Genomic DNA, 25,114 nt, shown 5'->3' on the forward strand with positions numbered 1-25,114 from the left:
CTTCCACGTTCCTGCCGAGGCGATCCAAGACCCAGATCTAATACGCGAGAGAATCCGCCCGCGAAGCGACTTCTCCGTCCCGTCTGGAGCAGTGCGCCTCACTGCCGCCTTGGCGATCGATGGTTCGCACGTCGTCGAGCAGGTCCGTGACGGCCTACCGTCGGTTCTTTACGGATTCGCACAGGCTGCCGCTGCGTACGTGGATCTCGGTATCCTCGAGTCACAGCGGGCGGAGCGATTCGTCGATCCCTACAGGATTGAGCGAGCGCTGAACACCGCCATCGTGACGCTGGACTTGCCTGTAGCCGGCGCGTACACGCGTCCTGGCGTTGACATCGTGACGTCGTGGCGCGAGGCGATCAATGAGCTGTTCCGACAGAAAAAGATCGACGTCAATCGCCTCGACCAGTCGCTGGTTGACCTACTCTTCCTTCTCCACGGTGCCCCCGGTGCACCAGCAGCAACCGTGCCAGTCAACTGCCCGACCCCTGACTGCCAGAAGGACGTACCCGTGCCGTCCGCTGGCATCAGCTGCAATGCATGCGACGTGCACCTCTATCCCACCGACGTTCTCCGTATCCATGAGGAAGTCGGCGAAGAAGGCACGAACCAGTCCGCACTCGGGCGCCTTATGTCCGTCATCGAACTGTTAGTGCTCACAGGGTTGGCGACATTGCTGTGGGAACAGTCTCGCCAGAAGGCTCTGCCCAAGACTCTGTTTATCGTCGATGGGCCACTAGCTGTGTTCGGCACGCCTGCGAAGCTGCGCGGGCGTGCCCTTGAATACTTCCAGGCGATGGGCAACTCTGCGCCGGGTATAGCACCGTATGTCTGCGGAATCGAGAAAACGGGAACTCTGGTTGATTACGCACGACAACTGGCTCGTCACGATATTATCGAGCGGGGCGAATTGCTGATATGCGACGAACAGGTCATCGCCCGCGTCGTTAACGCCAACAATGCTCGCGCTTATGGTAAGGAGACTTACTGGGGCCGCAAGTTCGTCTACCGCGCGCTCGATGGTCGCGTCGTCGTACTGACCGTGCCACCGCCAACCGGTGCACCATACGATGCCAATGGCGGCAAAGCTGACCCCTCGGACTACCCGACGTTGCCAGCGATCCTCGACGTGATCGACCGCACCGGCTCCTCAATGTATGTCGATGGCATCATCCCGGTGGCGGCCGCGCACGGGAAGGCGGCGTTTCCAATCGGCGTAGGCACTGACGTACTCCGCCTAGTGGCCACCACTCGACTCGGTCTCGACTCGCCTGGTGGAGCCAGGAGTCCGGTACGGTCTGCTCCATGATCAGGAATGTGGACGTGTCGGCGGTCGTGCCCGGGCGAGTCGCCTCCGTTGCCACGCCCGCTATTCCGACGCACATCCTCGACAACGCTCGTCGACTCGTTTCGCCGCTCGGTACCCTCAACCACGGCCTCACGACCGGGCGCTATCAGTCGCCGTTGCGCTACCCTGGAGCAAAGTCCTCCCTTGCACCGATGATCGCCCGGATCTTGGAGGCCGCCAAGGGGTCGCGCCAGGTTCCGGAGATCAACCTGCTGGTCGAGCCGTTCGCCGGCGGAGCGTCTGCCTCCTTACGACTCGTCGGCCACGGGATTGTCGACCGGGTGCTGTTAGCCGATGTCGATCCGCTGGTTACCGCTTTCTGGCAGGTAGCGGCCGCCGACACGGACTCGCTCATCGATCGTATGCATGATGAGTGGAGCCGGTACGTCAAGCCGGGCGGAATGACCGGAGTGGAACGGTGGGACTACTGGCGTTCATGGACGCCCGCTCGGAACGCGAAACCCGCCACAGTTCGGCTCGGCCTGGCTGTACAGTGCCTGTTCCTAAACCGCACGACGTTCTCGGGGATCTTGCATGGCAAGGCGGGCCCGATCGGCGGGCGAAAGCAGGAAAGCCAGTACGGCATCGGATGTCGCTGGAACCCTGCCTCGATCGAGGAACGACTTCGATACATCGGTCACCTGTATGAGACCGGCCGACTCGTCGACGTCTGGCGTAAAGACTGGAAACAGACGCTCGCTGACGTGCCCGAGCACTACCCGCAGCTCATCCCGTCCCGAGTCGTCGCGTACCTCGACCCGCCGTACCTCGAGAAGGCCTCACACCTATACCGCACGTCCTTCGATCCAAGCGGTGGATATGGCGGAGATGGGGCAGGTAAGTCGCGACCAAACGACCACATGCTCCATATACAGCTCGCTACATACCTGCGCACTAAGGCTCAATTCCGTTGGCTGCTTAGCTACGACAACAACCCGCTCCTGACTGACAGCCCGTGGCTCTACGCGCACGCACGCATGACGCCGAGCAAAGAGGACCGCGAGACACTCGGCGTGCGCTCTTGGAACCTAACTAAACGGTTGGTGAAGATGCGCTACACGGCTAGTGGCAAAACCGGCAAACGCAACGCCGACGAACTTCTCATCACAACCCTCCCTTCTTCCACCGTTCCTATAGATCATCAGCTGCGAGAGCTGCCCATGTAGTCGGGTTCGGAGGTCTTTCCAGGAGTCGATCACGCTGTTCGATGAACAGTACTTGGCGACTCCGATGCTGCGGGACACAGAGATTAGGACCCGTCCATAGGCTCCCTGCACGGGCCTGTCCGGACTATCGTCCGGACAGGCCCAAATAGGGTCGCTGGCGGAAGTGCCAAACCTCTGCGCGAGGGCGTGTCCACGAGATACGGACTGTCTGATCAGGAGCGCGATCGGCGGTCCGGCGTCGGAGGTACCCGGACCGACCGCGACAACCTGTCGATTGATACCCGCGCTGGAACGCAGAGTTTCTACGCCAGCTGCTCGTCCTGGCCCTTTCCGCCTTCAACGAGCAGGTCCTCGGCGCCCGGCTCGGTGCTCACCTTCTCGTCCGGGGCGGTAGTACGCCGGTACTGGGGGTGGTCGAGGTCCATCTGCTTCGCGGCGTGAAGAGGGACGGGGAAACGGGAGCGGCCGTCCCAGAACTGGGCTTGGTGGCAGAGCTTCGCCGTGGTGATGGCAAGAGCTTCCAGCGACACGCCGTCGGCGCATGCGAGGGGGTAGATTTCGCTGGCTGTCATGGAGTACCAGTTCTGGGGCATCTCGCCCTTGCGTCGTTCCTCTTTCTTCTCGGAGGAGACGGAGGGCTTCGCGTCCCATCGGGTGTACTTCGATCCCAGTCGGCCCGCGCCGTCGCCGTCGAAGGCGCGGGGCACGTTGCATAGGATCCAGACCGGGGTGCTGAAGTCTGTGGTGACTTTGTAGAGGGTTCTCGCGGTCTCCTTTTCCACGGGCTCGCTGTCCTTGCCCTTGGCGATGTAGGTGGTGCCGACCGGTTGGAGGACTTCTTCGTCGTCGATGTTGATGCGGATGATGCCGTGCGGTCGCTCGTCCCGGGCCAGGGTGCTGCCGGGGAGCCAGTAGCGGCTGTTCGCTTTCTCAGGCGAGCCGCCCAGGTGCATGTTCTGCAGGCCGTCCCACATTCGTCGGGAAGCGAGGGAGTCCACTGTGACGACGTACGGGGTGCCGTCCAACTCGTCGGCTAGGTCGGCGAGGGCGCGTTCGACAGTCTCGGCCGCGTCGTCCCAGCGTTGCCGGTAGTTCTTCTTGTCGCCTGTGCCCTCGGGGTATGCACTGGCGTGGAACGCGGGCTGAGCGGTGCGGTAGGGCTGCCAATCCGGTCGAATGGAGCTCCAGCCGAGCATGGTCCAGGCCTCGCCGTCATCCTGCGGGGGGACGAGAGCGGATGCGGTGATGATCACTTTGGGTTGGCCGAACTCTCCCTTGCGCCTGTTCTGCTGCCGCACGTAGATACCGACGTGGGCAATGCGATCGACCGGGTAGCCCGCCTTCTCGGGCCGGAGAGCGTTAGCGATCCGGTCATCGATGATGCCCAACGAGCGGTAGAGGTCGAGAAGGGCCATCTCGGCGGGATGGTCCTTGGCTTTGGGCTTGATGACGCCCTTGTCGTCATTGCCACGCAGATACTGGCTGGGCACGCCGCGTTCCGCGAGGATCTTTTTGGTCTGTGGCTTAGCGTCGACGTCGTCAATGCTTGCCTCGCTGCCGTCGGCAATGTCGGCGGCAGCGGGGATCTCGGTCTCGCACCAGGCACCGACGAGCACCCCGTCCTGGGAGAGCAGCGAAGCCCCGGTAGCGGCCAGCGCCGCGGTGCGGTTGCCGGCGGGTCCGGGCTTGAGGAAGTCTTCGGCGTGGTGGAACACCGCGGTGATGTGGTCGCCGTAGAGGGCGAACTCCTTGCCGTCGTGTGGGTCCAGGCCTTTGGGATCGAGGTCAAAGTTCTTGCAAAAAGTGTCGAGCATCCGTAAGCGGGTGTCGTCGCGGTACCACAGGCAGACGACGCGCAGCTTCGCGAAGCCAGCGGTCTCGATAGAAGCGGTGATGGACTCCGGTGTCGGGAAGAGACTGCCGCGTGCACGGATCGGACCTAGCGTCTTCGGCTCCGGATGGTCGGCCCGTTCCTGTTTACGGCGCAAGTACTCCTGCTTGGAGATGTTCTCCGCGTCGGTGGGGCGGTGCGGCATGCTCATGCGCACCTCGCGGATCTCCAGCGGCGCTGCCGTGTCGGCGAAGACGTTGGTGAAGTGGCGATGCAGGAGCCTGAGGTGGTGCATGCCGGTGCCGGTGCCGATGGGAAACGAGTAGCTCTTGGGCAGGATCGGCCAGACCTGCCCGGGATGTCCGCGGGGGAAGCGGACCGATTCCTTCTTCTCCTTCGCGTCGGCAAGCAGTTTCTGCTCCCTCCTCGACCGCTCGTCGATGGTGCGCAGGATGGAGTAGTCCATCTCCAGCCGGCCGAGGGCCTGCAGGGCCAGGCGGTTGATGGTTCGGGCACCGCCTCGGCCGGTGAGGCTGACCTCCAGCAGGGGACGCCCCCGACCAGGCTGCTCGGCGAGCGCGGTTTTCGAGAAGACGAGAGAGGAGGAGATGCGGGTCACTCGCGAACTCAGCATCAGCACGGGATCGTGGATGTTGGGAACGGTCTTCAGTTTCAGCGCGGTCCGGGACAGCGCGTAGCGGCCACCTTGCTCGTTCTGCCAGGGATCGTCGAACGCGACGAGTCCACCCGTGGAGTCTGGCCGAAGCGTGATGGCCCTGTGCTCGGAGATCGACCAGGGCTGAGAAGAGATGCGCTCGGCGAGTTCCCAAGCGACCGTGCGGAATAGCCAGCCGGGAGCTGTGGGCTGGCTATTGCGGGCGGGCTGGAGGTGGTCCGACAGAAGGTACTTGTGCTCGGTTGTGTCAGCGATCCGCTTGGCCAGCTCTGGCGGTGCGGTGAGATCGATCGTGCCAACGTCCTGCCCGAGGGCAAGGTGGTAGGTGAGGGTGATGACGCGGCGCAGCAGCGCGTCGTCGATCGGATTGAGTGAAGCGAGGAACGGGGCGCGGCGGCCCGGGTCGAAGTGGACGTAGCCGCCGCTGATCACGCTCAAGACCGTTGTGGCGATGGAGTAGGGCGCTTGGGCGTCGCTGTTGTTGAACCTCTTTTTGCAGTGCCGGTCAAAATCGTCCCACAGTTTCCAGGTCACTTCGTCGAGGTGCCGCACGTGGACCACGGCGTTGCCGACCAGCTCGGGGGTGCAACGGACGGCGAGGGCGTTGAGGTACTTGCCAGGGGCGGGGGCGTCTTCGATCACGTGTTTTGTTTCTCTCTCGTGCTTTCGGTCAGTTGCTCTGGTGGCCGGGTGCGGGGGCTTCGATGCCGGCGTAGGAGAGGAAGGCATTGAGTGCCTCCCCGTACAGGTCGTTCATTTTTTGCCGTACTTCGGGAGGCCACAGGGAGTGGATGCGCCACAGGACGGTCTCTAGGTCGGCGCTCCAGGTGTCTTCGTGGAAGGCGTAGTCGACCATGTGCAGCACGGCATCTGTCCCGCCGCGGCGGGCACGTCCTGCGAGCTGGATCAAGTCGACGATCATGCCCGCGACGACCTCGTCCTGCAGTGACTTGTGCATCGCCGTGAACTGGGGAGCCGTGCGCAACAGGAGCGCCAGCCGTTCCCATGCCGCATCACTTGCCTCGGCCAAAGCCTGTGACGGGACCGAAGACCCTCCTTCCGGCAAGGCGCGCAGTCCGGCCGCGTTGATGCTGCCGTACATCTCGGCAGGCTCGTTGAGCAGCGCGAGGGGACGTACGCACAGGTACACGGACCGGACCGCCGAACGGGTGCCGATGACGATGTTGAGCCCGCGGGCGATCAACGACAAAGGGACGACAAGGATCTTCCCGTGGCGTGGGAAGTCTTCGAACTCCTCGGCCGTCAGACGCACAGCGACGTTCTGCCTGGGCAGGTCGGGGTCGGCGCTGTGCAGATCCTCGGCACGCACGGCCAGGCAGAGTCCGCCGTCGTATCGTCCGGCCTGAGCGATACCGCGGGCCAGCCACGCGCACTGTTGATAGGAGTTGGCCACGACCAGGACGCGGCCCCGGTCGTCTTTGCTGGCGCGGTTGAGCTCGCGATGGATGTGCTGGTCGTACAGGTTGCTGCCGAGTTCGACGAGTGCGTCCTTCTTACGGCTGGGATGGGTTCCGGACACTTTGATGGGCTCGCCGAACAGGGGATGACCCTCGCCGTAGTCGATGCGGTGCTTCCTGGCCCGGATGGAGTTGGCCTGGGCATCGGTCATCCACCAGCGCACCGGGGCGTGCAGATGCTCGCGAACCGCCTCCGGGAAGTAGGCGGTGGCCGACAGCCCCATCACCGGCCGCTCGACACCGGCCAGGACCAGCGAGACGATCCCGCCCAGTTCGGCGGTGAAGGTGTGTGGGTCGCCGGCGATGGTCTGGGCGACCAAGGCGGCGTTCTTCTCCTTGTCGTCGAGTCCGGTGACGCGGTAGCCGGTGATGGAGCGCCCCAGCATGCCCAGCGGCAAAACCGCGGAGACGGCGCTGGGCTGCAATCCTTCCACGATCCTGTGGGCCGATCGCAGGCCCGAGGATCGGTAGTCGTGGGCCTTGCCCTGCAGTACCGCCAGTGCCTCGTCCAGTTCGATCATGGCGGTTCTGGTGACCAGCAGGTTGATGGCCTGGGCGCGTCGGTGCGGGTCTTTGACGCTGTCCTCGAGGAGACGATGCAGTTCGATCTTGACCTGGTCGAGCAGGTGCTCGCCCCGGGGTGCGACCAGCGCAGTGAGCGCTTCCCGCACCTCGGGCAAGTCGGGCTCAAGCATGCTGGTCTGCCCACCGAGCGGATCCAGGCGCTGGTACCTGGCGGGCATGAGGGCGTTGAGCTTCTGGAACAGCTCGACCGGAATGGACGTCTCGTCTTCTGCGGCCTCGTCCGGCCACAGCAGCCGCAGCAGGACGCGGTCACGTCCACGGGCCAGGTGCCAGCGAGTGCTGGTTTGGTCCGGGATACGTGCCTGCGCCCGGTCATCCTCCGTGAGGTGCAGGCTCAGGGCGCTCTTGCAGATGCTCAGCAGCAGGAACTCGGCCATGAGCCGAACGTGGCTGACCGCGGGCAGGAGGTTGTGCTCGTCGTCGAGGGGCAGCCGCTTGGCGTCGGTGTCGATCTCCTGGGGCGCGGCCGACCAGTGCCGGCGGGAGTGCAGGATGATCTCGCTGGCGCACTTGTCCACTGCCCGGGACTGGAATTGGTCGACCTCGTCGACCAGAACCGCGTGGCAGCTCCGCAGCGCGAACTCGGCGGCAGTCATACCGCGCACGGCACGGCCGTCGAGGTTGACGCCGATGCGCAGGTTGCCCTGCATGAACACAAAGTGGTTCATGATGACGACGTTGGCCTTAGCGGACTCGTACACGGGGGTGTACTTCCCGCAGGTGGGGATCCAGGGGCAGGCTGCCGCCCCTACTCCTTGGCGGTGCAGCGACAGGCAGGGTTCGCGGCCTGGTGGATAGTCGCCGGTGGCGTCGAGGAATGTCTTGAGGGCGCATCCGTACGCAAGGGGGTCTACATCGCGTTCGGCTCGCTCGCCCCACTCGCCCGGCGCGTCCGGATCCTCCTTAATCAAGGAGGCGAGCTTGATCGCTCGGTCGTGCATCCCCGAGGACGACATCAGATGCGCACAGGTGGCTTTGTGATCGATGACCTCGCTACGGTGCAGGTGGTCCAGGTCCTCGCGAACGTTCCGGGTTAGGGCCAGGCACGCCTTGATGTCCGGCAGGACGATCGCCACGCGCAGGTCGCGCGCAGCGAACCATGCGGCCATGACACGGACCAGCACGCTCTTGCCGGTGCCGGTCGGCGCGTTGAAGATCTCCATGCCGCCGGCGGTCAGCGTCAACGCCTCCGCGGGCGACACAGTGTCGGTGGTGTTGAGCACGGCGAATAGCTGCGCGAGGACGCGGTGCAGGTAGCGCTTGTCCTCCGGGTATCGCGAGTCGATCTTCTTCGCGAGATCCAGCAGCTCGGGCGTAGGGATGCGCAGGTCCGCCAGATGCGGCACGGTCGCGACGGAGGGCAGACTGTCGTGACCGAACGCTTCGGTGAACTGGGGATAGGCGGGGATCGTCAACTGTCCATGAATCTGCCCAACGTCCTTGACGAAGATCTCCCCGGTTTTCCACGTGCCAGGTCCGGCGAACTCCGCGGGCTTGGGGCGAGCGCTCGGACGCCGGAACCGCGCGGTCAGACGGTCGACGTAGCCGAGCGGGTCGCCTCCGAGCCTGGGTAGCGCGGCGGTGGCGGTGAACGGGTTGCCGCCCGGCAGTTCGAAGGGCGCCATAACCGACGAGTCGCCCGGTTCGTCGGAGTTCAGCTGTGCCAGCAGCGACCGTGCCACGACCGAGAATTTCGGGATGTCGGCGAGTTCGCTGGGAGCGATGGAGCAGACCTGGGCAATCCGCTGCTTCTCATCGTGGGGCAGTCCGCTCCAGCGGTCCCATGCCCGGTACTTCCCGGACAGTAGGAAAGCGGCTTCAGCGAACGGCGCGGCGCCGCGGGGATCCCCATCGACGGCCTGGGGGAAGTAGTGGGTCGCGAGGGCCAACGCGGCGTAGACCGCGGTCTGTTCGATCGGCAGGTCACTCATGCCCAGCTCACCCCAGCCTTCTCGCAGACCATCTCGCCGAACTCCGAGGCGGTGGTCACCTGCATGTCGTACTTCGCGCATACTCCCGACAGCAGTGGCACGTGACCGCCGTGGTAGTCGGGCAGCACGAGCCAGTCGGCTCCGCCCCGATCGCCTTCCTGGGCGTGGATGAGGGCGGCCAACGTCATCGCCGAGGTGTAGTCCTTGATGTCGACCTTGAACGGGATCTTTTTGCCTCGTTTCGGGCCCACCTCGACCAGCAGGTCGAAGGCATCCAGTCCCGGCCACAAGCTGACCTTCAGCCCTCGTGCGGCCAACTGGTCATGCAGCGCCAGCTCTGGCAGGCCGGGAATGGTGGTGTAGCGCCAGATCCCCCGAGTGAGCGCCTTGTGGCCTTCGGCGGCCAGTGCCGTCGGGACGTCGCCGAGATCCGGATACAGCACCGCTTCGCGTCCCCCGGGGCGCGGCGGTGCGGGCTCGGGCAGCAGCCGCGGCGCGCTGGTGTCCGTCGGCAGACTGAACAGGTAGGAGGCGCCCATCTCGGCGTGGGGTGTGTGCCAACAGTGCGCCACGCCCACAGGGGTTCCCGCGTTTTTCCGGATGGTGATCCGCATAGGCCACCGGCAGATCGGGCAGGCAAACCACCAGCCCCGATAGGCCGAGTCGTAGGGAATTTCTCGGTAGAAGTCCGCGACCAGCGGCGGCAATCGCAGGTCGGCCAACTCATTCACAGAGCCTGCGGGACAGCGGATGAGATCTCTGCGGCCGGCCTCATACATGGCCTGGTCGCCATGTTTGCGCAATAGCGTGAAAACCGTTTCCTGGTCGAGTTCCGACTGGAATTCCCGATCGCTGACCACAGCCGCGGCTTTTCCGAACTTGTGCAGCAACCGCAGCAGCATCTCCTGCTCGAGATCGAGATCGAGCGCGTCCTCGGTCACCTGCCCGTCCTGGTCGACCACACGCGTGCCTTGCAAGTCCAACGGCGTCACACCATCGGGCAACAAGACGGCCAGGTCACCCCCGAGTGCACGTCGGAACTCCCCGAACGACAGCGGGCTGCCCGGCCCACGCGCCGCCTGCATCATTCCGTGGCATTCCATCAGGATTTCCAGGCGCTTCTCGGGCTTCGCCTCTGGCGCAGTCATCGTCTTCGCCGCACGCAGAGCGGCCCTGGTTACCAGATACCGGACCCGGACATCATCGAGGGTCTGCGCGCCGTCGTCCGTGGAACTCGTCACGGGCCGAGAGCATAGAGGGCACCACCGACAAAAAAGCGACCGCGAGAATTAGGCCTCCGCGCTACGGCTGTTCGTCCGCGATCCCATCCAGTCCAGTGGTATCGATATGTGAATAGAGTTCGCGATAGATATCGAGATACTCGGCGACGTGTCGTCGGCCCAGCCGGGTCAGGCGCCACCGGTACTCGGCGACGTGCGTCCCACCGGGTGCCATGACGGGCACCGAGTCCACCAGGCCGCGACTCGCTCGTCCTCCGCTCTTGCCGCGGTAGCCCACACCGATGAAGAACAGTGAGCGGCCAGCCAGCAGGTCGTCTTCCAGCCCGTCAGGCTCAGCAGCGGCAACGCGCGCCACGACCCCCCAAAGCCACTCAGAGAGCAGGTGTGCTGCCGGCCCTGGATCGCGTGGTTCACCCAGCCCCGCCCTGGCTGCTGCCCGCCCACGGCGCGTGATCTCGACCAGCACCCGTACGACCGTGCCACCAGCCGGGTGTTCGACCGAATCCTCGGTAACTACCACCAGACCACGCCGCTCCAATGCGTGCACCGTCGACCCGACGCCAGGGTCGTGTACGCCGCGCCGACGCAACCGCTCCTGCAACCGCGTGTGCCCGACCACCGACGATGGGGCTTGCACAGCCAACGGCAAGCTCCGCCACTGCTGAGCCTTCGGCGCGGGTAGTCTCTGAACCCGACGCATCCACATCTCGGTCGCCGTCATGCGATCCTCCCGCATGATCTCCCCGAGATAGGTCTGTTGACGTTCATTCAACGCCTCCCAGGTTGCCAACGCCTTCGCGGAAGCCTCGGGCATCTTCCGTGGCGCCAGAGTCGGTGACTGTTCGCCATGGCGGGTCCGCATCCAGGCGTCCACGATCATCCGCACCGGAACCCCATAGGCCTTGGCCAGCGGAGCAACAAGCTGCCCCGTCACGTCCGGGTCCTGCCAGCGCCGTCCGCGGACCGACCGACCGTTTTCCAACGAAGAGATCTTGGACGCGGACACGCGCAGCTCGCGTCCCGCCGGCGACGCACGCAGCAACGCCGCAACCCGCTCCAGGGTCAGTCCTGCCGCATACCTCAAATCGATGAGCGTCTCCTGCCCTCGTGCAGTGCCCGTGAGCACATCCACTCCACAGTCCAGCGCCGCAGCCAAGCGCTCAAGACGCGCTGGCGTGGGTGTATGCCTACCCTCCTCGTAAAAGAAGATCATCCTGGCCGAAACACCAACTCGGGCAGCCAACGCCTCACGCGTGAGACTCAACTCCACACGCCGCGCTACAAGCCGCGACGGGTCGATCCCACGCAAGGGAAGAGGCATACCCACATACAAGGTGAATGAAGACTTCATCGCAACTGAAGTGGATCTCCGAGCCGCTGGACTCGAACACGAACGGCAACCGGCCTTCTACTGTCAACGCCTTCAGCCGCGGTCTGTTGGACTGAATCAGCCCAGATAGGGAACACAGGACAGACCACCACAGCTAGGCGACCTCTAGCTCCGTGCTCGTCGCGCCCTGCGGGCCACTCTCCGGCCGCACTTTCGCCACCAAAGCCCGCGATGTCGTCGCGCCAACCCTGAACTGCTTGCGAAGAGTCTCCGCGGATATCGGGCGCTGGTAACGTCGCCAATGGTCGGCGTCGGCAAGACGAGCCCGCTCGACGAGTTCCTCGTCGAGATCACTGGCCCGGCCGTGCGCCGCGCCCACCTGCTGGTCACGACGCAGTGGTCTGGGCCCGCGCTCCCCCTGCTCGACGCTGTCGTCCTTCGGCTCTGAGCTGTTGGATTGTTGCCCTGTTCCAGGATCACTTGCCGCGCTCAGCGCGCGGAGCAGGCCAGGGCCCACCTCTGCCCATCCGATCAGAAGCAACGGGCCGACCGCGTCGAACGCCGCCTTACCCCATTGACTAGCACATACCGGGTCAGCGATGTTCAGCAGCAGAGTCACCACGCTCGCCGCCAGCAGCAGGCGTCGTGCTGGCCGCAACACGTCCTCACTGGCCCCGGACAGGGCAAGGTGCCGCGTACCGACGAGCAACCCCAGCACCGTCAAGTCAACAGCCGGCGCCACCAGCGGCGCCACGAACACCGGCACCTGCAGCTTCAACGCCAGGTTCAACACGTTCCCGAACCCAAACAGGAACGTGAGACCAATGACCAGCCCCATCATGACCGTGACGAACCGAGCTACAGCCTGTGAGTTGGCGCTCATAACGGGCTCCCACCCGAGCCCGGAAGCTCGAAGCTCGCCTCGACCACCAACGTGCCAACGTAAAGCCCCAGGTCAGACCCGTTCCCATCCTTTGGTAGCCCTGCCGAGGGCACGCAGCACAACGAACCGCGCTAAAGCACATTTAGCGCGGTTTTTGGTATCCATCACCTTCGCGGCGCCCGAACCGGACATCCGGCAAATACTTCGGACCACGACGAATAGAAAACGTTTCCTTGGTTCGACATGTTCGATCCGGCCGCGCGTAATTATCCTGCGCCACGGTTCGCTGTCGAGACCCGGCCCGGGGTGATGATTCGTCACTGAGTCGCGACGGGCTCAGACCTTGATCATGTCGGTCGAGACCACGTCGGTTCAGCGGGTAGCGACCACGGATCGACCAAGACCGTCCTGTTGACGCCCACCTAGCGATCACTATAGGCTCTAACAATTTCTATAGGTACTCGCCTAACAGGCGAAGATCATGTTCCGTGCTCGCTCAACAACCTCACGTCGCCGAACCGGCGCACGTGCCGCCCTGCTCGCGGTTCCGCTGGCGCTCGCCGGCGTCCTCGGCGTCACGACGCCCGCCCAGGCCACCACGCCCGATCACCACACCAGGTCGACTTCGCTTACCTGCCAAGGAAAAGGCATCGACCGATCGGCCAAGGTGCGTTACCGCACCGAAACCTTCATCAAGGCCCCACTGCGCACCATCTGGAATCTGCAACCGACGTGGAAGCCTGGCCGTCCTGGCAGAACCCCGCCATCCCCATCGAGATGAAGCGGCTGGATCCGGGCCCGCTGCGCAAGCATTCCCAGTTCCGGTGGACCATTCCGGTACCGCCCGGCATGCCTTACCCGCCCGGTGACGTGATCATCACCTCCACCGTCCGGCAACTCCAGTCCGGCAAACGCCTCCGCTGGACCGGGCCCCTCGACGGCCCCGGCGGCATGCACATCGACGGCGTCCACGTCTGGAACTTCGTCAAGGTCCTCGGTGGCGTCATCGTCCGCACCGAGGAGAGCCGCACCGGCCCGCAGGTCGACAAGGATGTGCCCAACTCCACCGAGATGCTCGGCCAGGGCCTCGAAATCTGGTTGAAGGACCTGAAGACAGCCGCCGAAAACCGGTAGGAGCCCGCCCCGGCCACTCCTTATGCTCCCCGCCATGGAGATCATCGGGCCGGACGATGCCCTTCCCGGACGACGGATCCGGCGGATCGCGGTGGCGGGCCCGGCCGGATCGGGCAAGTCGACACTGGCGCGAACCCTGTGCGAGCGCCTGGAATTGCCGTTCGTCGAGTTCGAGTCCTTTTTCCACGGACCGAATTGGACGGTGCGGGAGGACTGGCAGGCTGACGTCCTGAAATTCCTCGACGGCGACGAGTGGGCCATCGAATGGCAGGGCGAAGAAGTCCGAGAGCGGATGACCGAACGGCTGGACGCGCTGGTCTGGCTCGATCATCCGCGCGCCATGACCGTGACCCGCACGGTCGTCCGGACGCTGAAACGCCGTGTCGGGCGCGGTTCGAAGATCGCCGGTGGCAACGTCGAGGGTCCGTTGCGCACCTTCTTCACCGATCGCGACCACATCGTCAAGCTCGCCTGGCGCTACCACCCGCTGATCCGGGCTCGCGTGCACAAGGTCATCGAGGAGAACCGGTATCCGGACCTCGTCATCGTCCGCCTGCGCGGGCAGCGTCAGGTCGACCGCTGGCTCGACGGCGCCTTCGCCCGGAATCTTCGCTAGCGGTCCCAGCGGGCTCCGTAGGCCAGGCCCGGAGTGAGGGTGCCGAAGCGGAGGTGTACCTCGTCCGCCGGGTTCAGCCGGCAGAGTTCACCACGGTGGCGACGACCGGCGAGGTCCTCCTGGAACACTCCGTCGAGTTTGGAAATCTCCTCGGGTGCTTCGCCGAAGCGGATTCTGAGGTCGAATCGCTCGCACATCCTGCTCGGGACGTACGCCAGTCGCCCGCTCAGCCGTCGCGGGTGGAACAGCATGGCGAACTCGTGGGATTCGCCGTGGGACAACGGTTTCGGCAGCGCCAGCCGGACGCCGCCGTGGTGGGTGGTGGTCAGTGTGCCGCCGTGGAAGAGCGTTGCTTCGTCGGGTGGGACCGAGATCGACAGGTCCAGCTCACACAGGTCGTCCTGGCCGGCGGTGACGCGGTGGTGCTCGAACACCTCCGGGCGCGGGCCGCTCAGTACCAGCGCCACGTTCAGCTCCGTCGTATGCCAGCGGGCCGTTCGCTCGGCGCGTTTTTCGCTTGCCGCGGCCAGGTCGGCGAGCATCGTGATCGCCTCGTCCACCCGGCGGCGCACCGTGCGCGGTTCGCGGTCCACCCGCGTCGCCGTCCACCGGAGGCGATCCTTGTAGAGCGGCTGGTCCGCGTCCGCGCAGATCGCGAACGCCGCCAGCGCGGCCAGGCGCAGATCGTCCGGCAGTTGCTCCGCCAGCTCGACCAGCCGGGCCGTGACCTTGTGCCGGATGACCGTGAGCCCGTCACCATCCGCTACCGCGCACGCGGATCGCAAGGTCGGGCCGACCCGCTCCTCGATCCTGCCCGCCAGCAGACCCCGCCCCTTGCGGAGCGACTTCAATTCCTGGATCAGCTGCACACGCCCGCTCATAGTCCTGCCCCCTTCTCGTTTCGGGACATGGTGCGAGCGCCGTGTGGACGGGAAGTGGACAGATCGTGCACGCTCCGGGGCAGCGCCCGCATCACCGACGCGATCAACGCGGGCCCCAGCCGTACGCCATCACGGGCCAGGAACGTGCGGAACGTACCGATCCGGCCGAGTGTTTCCTCGTCGGCGTCGCCCACTCCGAAAGCCACTACCCGAGGCCGGCTCGCCCAGGCCGGGTCCGTCAACGCGGCGAACGCGGCGGGCCAGGTCATCGGATCGGTCGCGCAACCGTCGGACAGGAAGAACATCAGCGGACGGTGCACCCTCAGCCGGTGGGCCTCGAGGGCGCGCACGTCACCGGCGATGGCCTTCCGCAGAAAGACGAACGCCGGCCCAAAACCGGTCCCGGCGGACTCACCCCGTTCCGGCAGAGGGGCAAGGTCGTCCATCAGATAGAGCGGTTGCACCTCGTACGCCGTCTCCGCGAAGCCCACCACGCAGCAGAGCACCCGCTCGGCGACCGACGGATCGGCGTGGATCCCCCCGCGGAATTCACGCAATCCGGCGTTCAGCGCACCGAAATGGTCGGTCATCGAAAGCGAGACATCACAGACCACATAACACGGCAATACGTCGGACTCCACCCAGTCACTCCTTCACACCCCGAGTCGGTCGGCGGAGTCTGTCCGACAGGTGTGCATCGAACGTGGAAGAAAAGCGCATCGACCGAACCCGGAAGGGCGATTGCGCGAGGACGATTGCACCCACCAAGGTGCATCCGGGAGGCCAAATGGAGTTCCGGATGCTCGGTCCACTGGAGGCATGGCACGACGGCGCACCCGTCTCATTGGGGGACCAACAGCAGCGATTCGTCCTCGTCGTGCTTCTCCTTCACGCCAACCGGCCGGTATCCCCTTCCCGGCTCGCCGAGATTGTCTGGGCCGGCCGCGAAACCCGGCCGAACCTGGTGCGCTCCTACATAAAACGGTTGCGCGGCGTGCTCCAGGACTCCGACGTCAGCATCGAGACGACTGCCACCGGTTACCTTTTGCGGCTCGGCGAAGACCAGCTGGACACCGTCCGGTTCGAGCGGCTACGCGCCGAAGCCGGACAGGTGCGGACCAGCGATCCACGCCGGGCCATCGAATTGCTGCGGGAGGCGGTGCGACTGTGGCGCGGGCGATTCCTCGAGGACATCGACATCGACCGGGTGGGCGGTACGGAGGTGCTCTTCCCCTGCGAAAGCCGCACCGACACCGTCGGCGACCTTGCCGAGCTGGAACTGACCACTGGTGACTACCGCTCGGCCCGCGATCGGCTGCGGCCACTGGTCCACTCCGATCCGGCAGACCAGAAACACGCCGAGCTTCTCATGCGCGCGCTGCTCGCCGGGGGCGACCGGATGGCGGCGCTACGCGTCTTCCGTACCGCCCGCGCCGCGCTCGCCGAGCAGGACGTCGAGCCGGGCACTGTGCTGCGGAACCTCGCCGCGCGGGCGGAGCAGGGTGAACCGCCGAGCTCGCTGCCGTCCCGGCCCGGTGAGTTCACCGGCCGCGCCGCCGAACTGGCGACGATCGAGAAGGCCGCGGCGTCCGGCACCCGGGCGGTCTGGGTCAGTGGTGCGCCGGGCGCCGGCAAGACCGGTCTGGCCGTCGAAGCGGCACACCGGCTGCGTTCCCGGTTCCCCGACGGGCAGCTCATGGCCCGGCTGAACGGCTTCACGCCAGGCCTCCCCGCCGCGAGCGTGTCCGAGGCGCTGACCGAGCTGCTGACCGAACTGGGTGTGCCCGTCGAGCAGATTCCGGCCACTGTCGGCCGGAAGGTCACGCTCTACCAGACGATGTTGTACGGCACGCGCACGCTGGTGGTGCTGGACAACGCGGCGACGCCGGAGCAGGTACGGCCGCTGTTGCCGGAGGCGGACGGCTGCCTGGCCATCGTCACCAGCCGGCGGATGGGAGACGCCGACTCCGGCGAACCCGTCCGGCTCGCCCCGCTGTCGCCGGACGAAGCGGCCGAACTGTTCCACGCGCTGGTCGGCCCGGCACGGCTGCGTGGCCGCGCGGCCGGGGTCGCCGCGGCGGTCGCCCGATGCGGCTTCCTGCCGATGCCCATCCGCGTGACCGCCGCGATGTTCCGGCGGCACGACCGGTGGCCGCTGGAGCACTTGCTGAAACTGCTCGAAGAGAACGGGCCGTGGGGCGAGGCCGACGGCACGGCCGCGATCCGGGCGTCCTATCGACAGCTTGGCGAACGGCAACGCGCTCTGTTACGCCTACTCGGCCACCTGCCCGGCCCCGACGTCGGCGTCGCCGGTGGCGCGGCGCTCGCCGGATGCGACGCCGGTGAGGCACGGCAGCTACTCGATGAGCTGCACGAAGTGAGTCTCCTGGAGGAAACCGCGCTGGAGCGGTACCGGATGTTGGACCCGCTCAAGGAGTTCGCGGCAGGCGAGCAGCAGCCAGGCCGCGCGACCGCGTTGGTGCGGCTGCTCGACTTCTACCTGGTCACGCTGGAGGCCGCGGTCGGCGCCGCCTACCCGTTCGACCGCGCGCAGCTGCCCGCGGTGGACCACACCGGCCTGGCGACACCCGGCTTCGCCGACGCGGACGCCGGGTTGCGGTGGATCGCCGTCGAACGGGACAACCTCGTCGCCGCGATCCGTTACGCGGCCACGAACGGCCTGCCCGAACACACCTGGCGGCCTGCCGTCCTGCTGTGGCGCTACTTCAACACGGCGAACCAGTTCGAGGACTGGATCGACACGCTCGAACTCGCCTGGCGGACGGTGTCCGCGGACCCGGGAAACGCTTACGGCCAAGCCCATGTGCTGCTCCGGCTGGCCACCGCGCGCGACCGGCGCGGGCAGCACGCGGAGGCGATGGAGCTGGCCTCGAAAGCGCTGCCGAAATGGCGCCGTCTCGGTGATGTGGGCGGCGAAGCGGCGACGTTGTGCGCCCTCGCCATCCCCATGATGGAGCTCGGCAGGCATGACCAGGCCATGGCGTACCTCACCGCCGCACTGGGCAAGTACGAGCAGATCGACGACCCGCGCGGCGAAGCACACGCGTTGAGCATGCTCGGCTACCTCAACGAAACTCGCGGGGACCTCGACGTCGCGCTGCGCCAGCACGAGTCCTCGGCCCGGATACTGACCGAGATCGGTCACGTCCAAGGGATGGCGCACGTTCTGAACAACCTCGGATCCGTGCAGGAGAAGCTCGGACTGCACTCCGAGGCGCTGGCCAGCTACACCGGCGCTCACGGGCACGCGGCCGAAGTGGGCGACCGCTGCGTCGAGGCCTACGCGTTGAACAACATCGGCAACGTGCACCGGCAGCGCGGCCGACTCACCGAAGCGGTGCGCTACCACGAAAAGGCCCGGATGGTGGCGGCGGACGTGCCGGACGCGGACCTGCTGACCCAGCTCTACCTCGACCGTGGCGCCACCGCTCTCGCCCGCGGTGCGCAGCAGGAGGCGCTGACAGCCTGCGAAGCCGCGCTGGATTTGGCCGACGGCAACGGGAATCGAGCCTATCGGGCCCGGGCGCACCACGGGGTCGCCAAGACCCGGCACGCGATGGGCGACCACGAGGGCGCCCTCTCCCATTGGGCCGCGGCGGAAAGCGAGTTCGCCGCGCTCGGGCTGCCGGAGGCCGGTGAAACGCGGGACGCCCGCGCGATGCTCGGGTGCGCCTGCTCAGCGCTGATGTAGCACCCGGCTCAGCTCCGGGTAGACCTCCCGAACCGTGTGGTGGCCGCGCCACCGGCTCAGGCACCGGGACAGTTCCCGGAGGTCGGTCCGCACCGTCGCCGAGTCGACGCGCGCCGCGTCGTCGAGCGTCTCCGGCAACGTCCGGCAGCTCTCGTCGATTTCCCCGTTCAGCGCGTGGGCGAGTGACCGGCGTGCCCCGAACCGGGCCCGCGACCGGCGGTTGGACAACGGCACCTTCGCCACCTCGACGTCCAAGATGGCCGCCGCCGCACCGACCTGGCCGAGGTCGGCCAGCGACCAGCCGCGGGCGAGCGCCAGCGGATTCGACACGGTCGAACCGAGCACGGGGTAATCGGCGGTGTGCGCGAACAACGTTTCACCCGCGCGGTCCAGCGCGCGCTCGAACGCGTCCCGGTCACCGGCCAGCGCGTGTCCCTGTGCCTCCCGCCGGGCCGCGAGGCCGAACGTCCGCGTTCCCGGCCGGTCCAGCCGCTGGGCCTGCCGGGCGAGGTCGATCGTGCCGACCGGGTCTTGGCGGTACAGGGCCAGCCCTGCTTCACGGACGAACGCGTAACTCGCGATCTCCCGGTCACCGCCTGCCCTGGCCAGCTCCGCGGCGTGCCGTGTCCACGACAGCGCGTCCGGTTCGTTCCCGGCTTCCTGGCTCAGCCACCCGACGTACTCCGCCATGCGGGCGGCGAGCAGCAGCAACCGGCATCGGACGGGCTCGGGGTTCCCGATGGCGAGCGTGTGGACCGTATGCGTCTGGGTGACGAGCGGTTCGAGGACCACCGCCGGGCTGGTCTGCATGCCGAGCCCGCGCAACTGCTCGAACGACGTCCGCAGGCCGTTGACCACGCCCTCGTCGAGGATCGGGCGTGACCCGCCCGCCAGTACGACGCCGAGTACCGCTCCCGCACCGGCCAGCACCTGACGGCGCCCGAGGGCACCGGCCCGCGCGGAGTGCGCCGCCTCGATCAGGGCGCCGCCGGCGTCCAAGACGCCGTCGCAGATACGAGCGAGCGTCGCGTTCGGTGGCTTGAGATCGTTTTCGATCTTGCTCAGGTAGCTCTTGCTGTAATTGACCCGCTTCGCGAGCTGGCCCATCGAGATGCCGGCGGCATTCCGTTGTTCCCGCAACAAGGCACCGAATGTTTCGGCCACGCCGACCTCCATTCCGAGTTTTCGAGTACATCATTCCGGCGGAGGCGGCGCAATTGCCGGGCCGACGTCCGCCGGCCCGGCCCGGCGCGCCGGGGTCAGCCGTGCCAGGGATTGCCGTCGGAGCCGACGGTCGTCGGCGGCGGCGTGACGGTGCTGGGCGGCGGCGTTCCACCGTCGTCACCGGCGTACGCGGTGGTGGAACCGAGCATCGGCAGCGCCAGGACGGCGCAGATCGCGAGGACGGGAGCACCGATTTTGGCCAGCTTCTTGTACATGACGAATCCTCCAGTGAAAGGTGATTGATTGAGCGCTTTTCGTGATTTCCGCGCCCTGTAACCAGGATTCGTGATCAGGGATTCGCCGACAAGGAGTTGACCGTTGCCCGAAAGCAGCGGTCAACGGGGCACGGGAATCCACGCCCTGTGCACGTCTGGTCCACACGCCACGTCGATGCTGCGCCGAAGACCGGCGGCAAGCCGGTTACGAGCAGAAAGGCGCACCGTGGAAGAGATCCCGAGCTATGACCTGGCGATATCGTTCGCCGAAGACCGGCAGTCAGGTACCCGCGAGCTGGAGGACGCGAGCAGGCAGCGGGGTCTGACCGTGCTGCACGACCCCGAGCGAACCCACGAGTGGTGGGCCCGCAAGAGCGCGGGCGATCTCCCCGACGTCCACGTCCGGTTCTTCGTCCCGGTCATCTCGGCCATGGACGACTTCACCACGGCCATGCTGCGCGCGGTCGCGACCGGCGACCAGCATGTGCTCCCCGTCCTGGCCAACGACGTCGTCGTGCCGCCGGAACTGCTGCACCCGCACGTGTCCTACCTGCGCGACGGCGACCACTTGATCGAGGAGCTGGCAGGCCGGGTCGAGAGGGCTGAGGCCGCCGGGTGGGAGCGCGGCAGGCTCGCGGACGTGGTGACCCGGGCACGGGAGATCGAGCCGCCCGCGGCGGTGCCGGTCACCTTCAGCCGGTACGTCGAGCAGGACGCGGCCCTGCGCTACTTGGGTGAGCAGTTCGCCGCGGCCATCCCGAGGCTGCGAAGCCGCGGGTTCGCGGGCACCACGCATCACGGTGACGAGCGGATCGCCTTGCGGATCGAGCGGGCGGGCGACATCGTCTACGCGCTGGACGTCCAGCGCGGCGGCATCGGCGGTGACGAGACGCTGAACTTCGTCGTCGGCTTGCATGACGCCACGAGCGCTTGCACGAACGGCTGGGCACGCCCGATCTACGACACCGAAACCGGCACGGCCAAGCTGGAACTGCACGACCAGTCGGTGTTCGGCCGCGACCGCACCGAGCCCCGGACGCTGACCCGGGAGGAGTTGTTCACCGCACTCTGGCAGCGGATCGACACCGTGCTGACGGCCACCGCCGGTTGATCAGCGCGAAGGCCGCGTCCCGTTTCGGGACGCGGCCTTCGGGTCAGCGGCCGTCGCGGGCCCTGTCGAGCACTTCCTCCAGCCGCAGCGGGCTGGGCGGGTGATGGCTCAAGCAGAGCGGCGCCTGCAAGCGCCGGAAGCCGAACGTCTCTCCGGTGACGTAGAACTGCCCGCGTTCGAGTTGCGAAATGTCCCCGACGGTACTTCCCTTGGCCCGCGCCATCTCATTCGCGGCGGCCACCTGAGCCGGACTGTTCAACCGGCCGAAGAACTGCGTCGTGGCGTTGCCGGTGATCTGGTTGTGCAACCCCTTCGGCGCCTGGGTCGCGAGCAGGAGGCCGAGCCCGTACTTGCGGGCCTGCGAGGCGAGCATGATCGTGCTCTGGGTACTCGCCGTCCAGGCCCCGGACGGCGCGATCGTCTGCGCTTCGTCCATCACGAACAACCCGCCCAATGGCCGGTCCCCCGCCGGATTGCGCTTGATCCAGGCGAACACTTCCAGCTGGAGCTGGCTGACGAACCCCTGACGCTGTGCTTCCGACGGCAGGCCGATGAAACTGATCACCGAGACACGCGCCCGCCTGCCGGGCGCCGGGGTGAGCAAGGCCGCCGGATCGACCGGCGTACCGGTGCCGCCGAGCAGTGGATCGTTGACCATGGCCGCCCGCAGGGTCTCGGCGAGGTCCGCCGCCATCTTGGTGGCGGTGCTGAGCCGGCTGACGCCCTCCGGCAACTCCGCGAGCACGTCGACAAAGCCGGACAAGCTGCGTGACTCCTTCCGCGCGTAGTGCGTCAGGGCCTCCCTCAGCACGGCCTTCCCGCGAACCGCGGCCTTCGTGCCACCGGCGACCCTGGCGTACGGCACCAGCCGCGCGACGGCGGCCTCGACGGCGGCGGTGAACTCGTCGGCATCGTCACGTACCCCGGCGAAGTCCGGCAGCGGGTGGAAACTGAGTGGCCGCCCGCTGGAACGTCCAGGAGTCCAGACGACGACCTCGACATCGGCGAGATACTCGGCAGCGCTCTTCGCGTCGCCCGGCCCCCAGTCACCCGGCGGGTCCGGCCACGCGTCTCCGAGCCGCGCGAGGTCGTTGTTCGGATCGAGCACGATGGCCGAGACTCCCCGTAGAGCGCACTCCTCGACGATCCGGCGCAGCAGCACGGTTTTTCCGGAACCGGAACCGGCGAAGATGACCGCGTGTTTGCGGAGGGATTCGAGTTCGATGCGGATCTCGTTGTCCGCGCCAAGGGTGATTTCGTCCTCACTAGCGGGTTTCGGCGGCGGAGGACGGGTTTCCCGCTGGTTGCCATGTGGCTTTCCCTGATCGGGCAAGAGCTTCCGCAGCAAGTTCGTCCGGCTGGCAGGTTTCCTGGCGACGAGCCAGTTCAACAGCCGGTAACTCTGCTCGGTGAGCAGCTGGCTCAGCGCCCAAAACGTCTTGACATCGTCCTTGCTGATCTCGACCCGGAAGCCGCCATTGTGCTCGACCTGTTTGAATTCCCTGGTCGTCACCTTTCCGGTCCAGCCGTCGAGTCCATGGTGGACCAGCACCAGGTGCCGATGGCGCACGCCGTCACCGATCCCGGCAGCCTTCCTCGCGTCCCGCATTCGCCGCAGCACCCGGTTGCCGTGCTGATTCGGTCCGAACACGCGGAACATCCACCGTTCCTTGACGTCCGTTTCCTCGTCCAGCACCCGCAGTAGCCCGACGTGCAGATTTCGGCCGCCGTCAGGCGGTTCGGTCTCCCACGCCCGGTCGTCGTTCCCGACTTCGGTGATCCAGCACCGCAACGCGGCCTGCATCAGGTCCGGCATCACCTCGTCTTCGGCGTGATAGTTCAGGACGGCGTCGACGTCGGTGCTCTCGCGCAGTTCGGCGAACCGGCGGTCGAAGTCGGCGAAGTAGTCCGGTTCCATGCCGGGTTCCGCCGGTGGCGGCGGCTCCTGCTCGACGGCTTCGCGCGGCTTTTCCTCGAACGAAGTGAGTTCGCTGATCCTGCCGTGAAGACACGCTTCGGCGTGTTTCTGGATGCTCCGGAGCAGCTGTCTCGGGGTGTAACCCGGCCAGGGCTCGGCGAAGGTCGCCGCGGCCACGGGCCAGGCCGGATGCGGTGGTGTGAAGCCGATGCCCTGGTAGATCACCCCGAGCCACTTCTCGACCAGTGTCCGCGCGAGTTCCGGATCGACGATGACCCCGAGTTGCGGCGTGTCGGTGAAGCGATCGTCGAACGAATCAGTGGCCGCACCGCACAGCAGTTCCCACGTGGTCGGCAAGCAGGCGACGATGGTGACCGTTCGCCGGGCCCGCTGCCGCAACTGGATCAAGCCGTCCGCGATGAGCGACAGCTCGCTTTTTTCGACCGGAGGTTCATCGATCGCCTTGTTGATCAGCGAGTCGAGCTGGTCGATCGCGGCCACGCTCGGACCGGTGAGCGCGAGTACCCGGGAGATCTCCGCGGCCAGCTCGAGAGACGGCTTGGCCTCGACGGGCAGGCCCCACGCCCGGCGAGCCTTCCGCTTCTTGTCGTCGTCCGCCGCGCCGGAAAGGTAGTCCTTGCCGATATCGGCCAATTCGATATCGGCCGCCCCGTACAACACCAGCGCACGAATCGTGTCGGCGCACTCAACGGCGACCTGTGCGTCGACCGGTCGCAGCGCGCCCAGGAACCCGTTGAGGGCCTCGGCGGTGATCCGCGTGCGCCCCAGCACCGCGTCCACCACCGGCTCCGGCGGTTTCGCCAAGGTGCACAGCCGCCGCAGCAGGTTGGTCAGCTGGAGCTGGGAGTCGGCTCCTTTGCGCAACAGCTCGCTGCGCATGGCCCGCACGACGTCGTCCCAGAACGCGGGTCCGGTCGAGATTTCGATCAGGAAGAAGTAGCCCTCCTCGTCCTGGACAGTTCGCCGGACCCCGCCGAGCAGGTGGGTCTTGCCCGCACCTTTCTGCCCCGTCATCGTGAGCCCGAGGGGGCTCGATCCCCGGCTGTTCTTGGCGTCGGCGACGCTCGCACGGATCCGGGCTTTAACGCGTGTGTGCAAACCCTCGACGTGGAACGGCGAATCCCCCCAGACATCGTCCGGGGTCTCGGCGGAGTTGAACCGGACCGCGGCGAGCGCTTGCTGTTGCTGTTCCTCGGTCATATTTCCTCGATCGCCACGACGTGTTTGTCCTCGGAGCCGATCCGGATGGCCGCGGCACGGTCGGCATCGGTGAGACTCCGTCGGTCGGAATCCGGGGAGAGGTTGACGAGACCGGTCTTCGTCATGGCGATCAGGGTCTGATCCACCTCTTCCCGCTCCGCCCCGTCAAGCTTGGGACGAAGATGTGCCAAGCGAACCTGCGCATTAGGCCTGGGCGCGAGTTCCTGGTAAACGCGGCGGATCAGCTCTTCGAGAGTCTCGTCCCCGGCGATCAGATCGGCGATCGAGATGCCGTGCTTCCGCGCGTAACGGGCGAGGTGACGCAGGAACTCGAAGCCGATCCGGACGAGACCACCGGACCGCTCCGGAGGTTCGAGGTCGGCGAGTGCCCGCTCGCACCAGTCCTTTCCGGCCGGGGTGATCCGGTGGACGTAGGGCCGCTTGCTGGTCTCGGTCTCCAGCAAGCCTGCCTTGATCAGCTTTGCCCTGCCGACGGGCTTGAGGTCGACCCCGTGCTCGTTCTTGAGGTCTGGATTGGTCATTTCCCCGCTGTTGAGCATCAGCACGAACAAAGCCGCGCGCGCATAGGGTTCATACTTCTCCGGCATTCCCG

16 protein-coding genes and 2 pseudogenes are annotated in these 25,114 nt (G+C 66.4%); 6 read left to right on the plus strand and 12 right to left on the minus strand.

Annotated features, from left to right (window positions below; translation table 11 throughout):
* The first annotated feature begins 109 nt into the window (after positions 1–109).
* Both ACLARN_RS25515 and ACLARN_RS25520 read left to right on the plus strand, forming a co-directional pair.
* Positions 110–1,309 (plus strand): hypothetical protein, encoded by a 1,200-nt coding sequence (locus ACLARN_RS25515; protein WP_409493983.1) that lies wholly within the window; start codon positions 110–112, stop codon positions 1,307–1,309.
* Complete coding sequence (locus ACLARN_RS25520; protein ID WP_409493984.1) at positions 1,306–2,514, plus strand: DNA adenine methylase; 1,209 nt, start codon at positions 1,306–1,308, stop codon at positions 2,512–2,514. The genes ACLARN_RS25515 and ACLARN_RS25520 overlap by 4 nt, the downstream gene beginning before the upstream one ends.
* A 302-nt stretch (positions 2,515–2,816) precedes the next feature.
* Here the strand turns inward: ACLARN_RS25520 and ACLARN_RS25525 are convergent, their stop codons facing one another.
* From ACLARN_RS25525 to ACLARN_RS25550, 6 genes and pseudogenes are all read right to left on the minus strand, one after another.
* Positions 2,817–5,663 (minus strand): RNaseH domain-containing protein, encoded by a 2,847-nt coding sequence (locus ACLARN_RS25525; RefSeq protein WP_409493985.1) that lies wholly within the window; start codon positions 5,661–5,663, stop codon positions 2,817–2,819.
* A 28-nt stretch (positions 5,664–5,691) separates the two neighbouring features.
* Positions 5,692–9,015: a hypothetical protein gene (locus tag ACLARN_RS25530; RefSeq protein WP_409493986.1), complete on the minus strand. Its 3,324-nt coding sequence runs from the start codon at positions 9,013–9,015 to the stop codon at positions 5,692–5,694.
* Positions 9,012–10,256 carry a hypothetical protein gene (locus ACLARN_RS25535; RefSeq protein ID WP_409493987.1) on the minus strand — a complete coding sequence of 415 codons (1,245 nt, stop codon included), beginning with the start codon at positions 10,254–10,256 and terminating at the stop codon, positions 9,012–9,014. Before ACLARN_RS25535 ends, ACLARN_RS25530 begins: the two co-directional genes overlap by 4 nt.
* A gap of 61 nt (positions 10,257–10,317) precedes the next feature.
* Positions 10,318–11,388 carry a hypothetical protein gene (locus ACLARN_RS25540; RefSeq protein ID WP_409494087.1) on the minus strand — a complete coding sequence of 357 codons (1,071 nt, stop codon included), beginning with the start codon at positions 11,386–11,388 and terminating at the stop codon, positions 10,318–10,320.
* A pseudogene (locus tag ACLARN_RS25545) lies at positions 11,389–11,607 on the minus strand (helix-turn-helix domain-containing protein); the annotation flags it as partial.
* Positions 11,608–11,740: 133 nt separating this feature from the next.
* Positions 11,741–12,469, minus strand: a complete 729-nt coding sequence (locus ACLARN_RS25550; protein ID WP_409493988.1) for a hypothetical protein — start codon at positions 12,467–12,469, stop codon at positions 11,741–11,743.
* 481 nt (positions 12,470–12,950) lie between these two features.
* Here ACLARN_RS25550 and ACLARN_RS25555 point away from each other — a divergent pair.
* Both ACLARN_RS25555 and ACLARN_RS25560 read left to right on the plus strand, forming a co-directional pair.
* Positions 12,951–13,603 (plus strand): annotated as a pseudogene (locus ACLARN_RS25555) (SRPBCC family protein).
* A gap of 34 nt (positions 13,604–13,637) precedes the next feature.
* Positions 13,638–14,219 (plus strand): adenylate kinase, encoded by a 582-nt coding sequence (locus ACLARN_RS25560; RefSeq protein ID WP_409493989.1) that lies wholly within the window; start codon positions 13,638–13,640, stop codon positions 14,217–14,219.
* Here ACLARN_RS25560 and ACLARN_RS25565 read toward each other — a convergent pair.
* Together ACLARN_RS25565 and ACLARN_RS25570 are read right to left on the minus strand one after the other, a co-directional pair.
* A complete protein-coding gene (locus ACLARN_RS25565; RefSeq protein WP_409493990.1) occupies positions 14,216–15,100 on the minus strand; it encodes a hypothetical protein in 885 nt (294 codons plus the stop codon). The genes ACLARN_RS25560 and ACLARN_RS25565 overlap by 4 nt on opposite strands.
* Positions 15,097–15,741 carry a vWA domain-containing protein gene (locus ACLARN_RS25570; protein ID WP_409493991.1) on the minus strand — a complete coding sequence of 215 codons (645 nt, stop codon included), beginning with the start codon at positions 15,739–15,741 and terminating at the stop codon, positions 15,097–15,099. The genes ACLARN_RS25565 and ACLARN_RS25570 overlap by 4 nt, the downstream gene beginning before the upstream one ends.
* A gap of 158 nt (positions 15,742–15,899) precedes the next feature.
* On the opposite strand from ACLARN_RS25570, the gene ACLARN_RS25575 reads away from it, so the two are divergent.
* Positions 15,900–18,812, plus strand: a complete 2,913-nt coding sequence (locus ACLARN_RS25575; protein WP_409493992.1) for a BTAD domain-containing putative transcriptional regulator — start codon at positions 15,900–15,902, stop codon at positions 18,810–18,812.
* On the opposite strand, the gene ACLARN_RS25580 is transcribed toward ACLARN_RS25575, so the two are convergent.
* Together ACLARN_RS25580 and ACLARN_RS25585 are read right to left on the minus strand one after the other, a co-directional pair.
* Positions 18,798–19,976, minus strand: coding sequence for a helix-turn-helix domain-containing protein (locus tag ACLARN_RS25580; RefSeq protein WP_409493993.1), 1,179 nt, complete (start codon positions 19,974–19,976; stop codon positions 18,798–18,800). The genes ACLARN_RS25575 and ACLARN_RS25580 overlap by 15 nt on opposite strands.
* Positions 19,977–20,071: 95 nt before the next feature.
* Positions 20,072–20,251: a hypothetical protein gene (locus ACLARN_RS25585; protein ID WP_409493994.1), complete on the minus strand. Its 180-nt coding sequence runs from the start codon at positions 20,249–20,251 to the stop codon at positions 20,072–20,074.
* 226 nt (positions 20,252–20,477) lie between these two features.
* Here ACLARN_RS25585 and ACLARN_RS25590 point away from each other — a divergent pair, with 226 nt between their 5' ends.
* Positions 20,478–21,362, plus strand: coding sequence for a hypothetical protein (locus ACLARN_RS25590; protein ID WP_409493995.1), 885 nt, complete (start codon positions 20,478–20,480; stop codon positions 21,360–21,362).
* A 43-nt stretch (positions 21,363–21,405) separates the two neighbouring features.
* Here the strand turns inward: ACLARN_RS25590 and ACLARN_RS25595 are convergent, their stop codons facing one another.
* Together ACLARN_RS25595 and ACLARN_RS25600 are read right to left on the minus strand one after the other, a co-directional pair.
* Positions 21,406–24,501: an ATP-binding protein gene (locus tag ACLARN_RS25595; protein ID WP_409493996.1), complete on the minus strand. Its 3,096-nt coding sequence runs from the start codon at positions 24,499–24,501 to the stop codon at positions 21,406–21,408.
* Complete coding sequence (locus tag ACLARN_RS25600) at positions 24,498–25,109, minus strand: hypothetical protein (RefSeq protein ID WP_409493997.1); 612 nt, start codon at positions 25,107–25,109, stop codon at positions 24,498–24,500. The genes ACLARN_RS25595 and ACLARN_RS25600 overlap by 4 nt, the downstream gene beginning before the upstream one ends.
* Positions 25,110–25,114 lie beyond the last annotated feature (5 nt).

The sequence above is a fragment of the Amycolatopsis sp. cmx-11-12 genome (assembly GCF_046269425.1).
Lineage (GTDB): Bacteria > Actinomycetota > Actinomycetes > Mycobacteriales > Pseudonocardiaceae > Amycolatopsis.

Bases quoted from the DNA above. Each gene is read 5' to 3' on its own strand.
- ACLARN_RS25585 (WP_409493994.1), bottom strand. From the start codon at position 20,251: ATGTACAAGAAGCTGGCCAAAATCGGTGCTCCCGTCCTCGCGATCTGC.
- ACLARN_RS25530 (WP_409493986.1), bottom strand. From the start codon at position 9,015: ATGAGTGACCTGCCGATCGAACAGACCGCGGTCTACGCCGCGTTGGCC.
- ACLARN_RS25595 (WP_409493996.1), bottom strand. From the start codon at position 24,501: ATGACCGAGGAACAGCAACAGCAAGCGCTCGCCGCGGTCCGGTTCAAC.
- ACLARN_RS25565 (WP_409493990.1), bottom strand. From the start codon at position 15,100: ATGAGCGGGCGTGTGCAGCTGATCCAGGAATTGAAGTCGCTCCGCAAG.
- ACLARN_RS25550 (WP_409493988.1), bottom strand. From the start codon at position 12,469: ATGAGCGCCAACTCACAGGCTGTAGCTCGGTTCGTCACGGTCATGATG.
- ACLARN_RS25575 (WP_409493992.1), top strand. From the start codon at position 15,900: ATGCTCGGTCCACTGGAGGCATGGCACGACGGCGCACCCGTCTCATTG.
- ACLARN_RS25560 (WP_409493989.1), top strand. From the start codon at position 13,638: ATGGAGATCATCGGGCCGGACGATGCCCTTCCCGGACGACGGATCCGG.
- ACLARN_RS25600 (WP_409493997.1), bottom strand. From the start codon at position 25,109: ATGCCGGAGAAGTATGAACCCTATGCGCGCGCGGCTTTGTTCGTGCTG.
- ACLARN_RS25520 (WP_409493984.1), top strand. From the start codon at position 1,306: ATGATCAGGAATGTGGACGTGTCGGCGGTCGTGCCCGGGCGAGTCGCC.